The 2,374-nt window shown below is 59.6% G+C and carries 4 protein-coding genes; 3 read left to right on the top strand and 1 reads right to left on the bottom strand.

The window, feature by feature from the left end; all coding sequences use genetic code 11:
- A partial coding sequence (locus tag RRY12_12020; GenBank protein ID MEG2185399.1) for a hypothetical protein occupies nucleotides 1-334 on the bottom strand: 334 nt, incomplete at its 3' end.
- 214 nt (nucleotides 335-548) lie between these two features.
- On the opposite strand from RRY12_12020, the gene RRY12_12015 reads away from it, so the two are divergent.
- The 3 genes from RRY12_12015 to RRY12_12005 form a co-directional block, all read left to right on the top strand.
- Nucleotides 549-1,007: a transcriptional repressor gene (locus tag RRY12_12015; protein ID MEG2185398.1), complete on the top strand. Its 459-nt coding sequence runs from the start codon at nucleotides 549-551 to the stop codon at nucleotides 1,005-1,007.
- Nucleotides 1,004-1,954 carry a metal ABC transporter substrate-binding protein gene (locus tag RRY12_12010; protein ID MEG2185397.1) on the top strand — a complete coding sequence of 317 codons (951 nt, stop codon included), beginning with the start codon at nucleotides 1,004-1,006 and terminating at the stop codon, nucleotides 1,952-1,954. The genes RRY12_12015 and RRY12_12010 overlap by 4 nt, the downstream gene beginning before the upstream one ends.
- 1 nt (nucleotide 1,955) lies before the next feature.
- A partial coding sequence (locus RRY12_12005; protein MEG2185396.1) for an ATP-binding cassette domain-containing protein occupies nucleotides 1,956-2,374 on the top strand: 419 nt, incomplete at its 3' end.

Here is a 2,374-nt window from a genome sequence, read left to right as displayed (position 1 = left end):
GCATCTCGGCCGGCGCCTGCGGCTTCATGTGGAAGGCGACGTAGGAAACGCCCTCCACCTCGGGCCACTCCGGCAGCAGCGCCACCTGGTCCACCGCGGTGACGGCGAAGCCCCAGCCCATAGCTTCAAGCGCAAGGCGCAGAGCGTCTGCGCGCGTGATGTCGCCCGCGGGCTTTGAAAGATATTTATCAGGCGTCGCGCGCCCAAGGCTCTGCTCAATGACGGGCAAAAGCTGCGCCTTCGTAACAGCGGAGGCGGCAAGCGGGGCCGCGCCCGCAAGCGAGATACAAAGGGCGGCGGCCGCCGCCGCTTTTGCGTAATTTATAAATTTCATAGCTATAGTGCATCTCCATTTCGGAAGTCCATTTGTACAAACAGGCTCTGATTTATTTTTTATCTTTATATTCTATACCAACCCCGCGATATCGCAAAGGTTTTATGCCTATACGCGCCGCGCGCCCACAAGTTCTGCGCGCGACGTTGCGATTTTGCCGGCGATATGTTATAAATGAATATGGAATTAAATTTCATATTGGAGAAAATAAATCATGGGGACACGTGGACGCTACAGGACAAAAAATCACGAGACGCTTCTTGCTCTGCTAAAGGAACATCCTGCGCGCTGCTTTTCGGTGGACGACCTGTGCGGCCTGCTTGAGGCTCGCGGAGCAAAGATCGGACGCACCACGGTCTACCGGCAGCTCGAGGCGCTTGCCTCCGACAACGCCGTGCTCAAATATATCGCGGAGAAGGGTGACGGCGCCACCTACAGGCTCGGCGCGGAGGGCTGCGCGGCGCACCTCCATTTAAAATGTCTGGACTGCGGGGGCGTGACGCACCTTGACTGCGGGACGGCGGACGATTTTAGCCGTCATCTGAAGGAGGACCACTCCTTTTCGCTGGACCCTGCGCGCACCGTCATTTACGGCCACTGCGGATGCACGGAGGGCGGCGCTGCAAATGATGCGAAAGACTCGCCCTGCGCGAAGCTGGCTGCCCACCAATGAGAAAATATATCGCGGCGGCAACGGGCGTTCTTGCCGCCGCCGTCTTCTTCGTCTATCTGCTCTCTGTCAGCGGCGGCGCGGTGGAGGCCGAAAAAAAATCCAGCAACCCAAAGGTCGTAGCCTCTATCTTTCCATATTACGACTTCGCGCGCGCCGTAGGCGGAGACGACATCAGCCTCTCTCTGCTGCTGAAGCCCGGCATGGAGAGCCACAATTACGACCCGTCGCCTCAGGATATGCTCTCCATTGCAAAGAGCGATCTTTTCATCTATACGGGCGGCGAAAACGACCAATGGGCAAATAAGGTGGGAGACGCGGCAAACGAGGACGGGCACGCGGCGCGTCTTGCCGCCATCTCATGTGTGCACCCCCTTGACGAAGAAGAGGCGGGGCACGACCATGACGAAGAGGCGCATCACGAAACGGACGAACACATCTGGACGTCGCCCAAAAACGCCATAAAGATAGCGGAGGCCATAAAAGAGGCGCTCTGCCGCGCCGCGCCGCAAAACCGCGGCCATTACCAGTACAACTACGAAACCTACGCCGCGAAGCTCCGCGCACTGGACGCGGACTACACAGAGACGGTGCGGAGGGCGAAGCGCAAAACGCTCGTCTTCGGCGACCGGTACCCGTTCCGGTATCTGGACGAGGATTACGGCCTTCACGCGGAGGCGGCCTTTCCAGGCTGCGCCTCCGAGACCGAGGCGAACGCCGCAGTCATAGCGCGGCTCATCGACAAGGTGAGGGAAGAAAAAATCCCGGTCGTCTTTCACATAGAGCTTTCAAATGAAAATACGACGGACGCCATCTGCCGCGAAACCGGCGCAAAAAAAAGGCTGCTGCATTCGTGCCACAATTTGTCGCTTGCCGAGATGCAGGGAGGCGTCACCTACATCGGCCTTATGCGCAGAAACCTTGAGAGCCTCAAAGAGGCGCTCAACTAAGATGGCTCTCCTCATCTGCGACGGGCTTTCCGTCAGTTTCGAGGGCCGCGAGGCCGTATCCTGCGTCAATTTCGCTCTGCCCTTCGGTGCCTATCTTGCGATACTTGGACAAAACGGCTCCGGCAAGAGCACGCTGCTGCGCGCGATACTGGGGCTGGTAAAGCCGAGCGCTGGCAGCGTGCGCTTCGGCGACGGGCTTTCGCCCCGCGACATCGGCTATGTGCCGCAGCTGCAGGCGCCAAAGCGCGATTTTCCCGCAAGCGTCTTTGAGGTGACGCTCTCAGGGCGACTGGGCCGTCTGGGACTGCGCCCCTTTTACGGTGCGGCCGACCGCGCGGCTGCCGACCTCAATCTGGAACGCATGGGCGTGCTGCCGCTTCGCGCGAAGGCCTTCCGCGACCTCTCGGGAGGCCAGCAGCA

This window comes from Cloacibacillus sp., assembly GCA_036655895.1.
Lineage (GTDB): Bacteria > Synergistota > Synergistia > Synergistales > Synergistaceae > JAVVPF01.
The sequence above is the reverse complement of the archived record's forward strand: the minus strand, read 5'-3'. Positions and strand labels throughout refer to the sequence as shown.

What these genes read in the sequence shown, in the direction of transcription:
- RRY12_12010 (MEG2185397.1), top strand. Translation starts at nt 1,004, where the DNA reads ATGAGAAAATATATCGCGGCGGCAACGGGCGTTCTTGCCGCCGCCGTC.
- RRY12_12015 (MEG2185398.1), top strand. Translation starts at nt 549, where the DNA reads ATGGGGACACGTGGACGCTACAGGACAAAAAATCACGAGACGCTTCTT.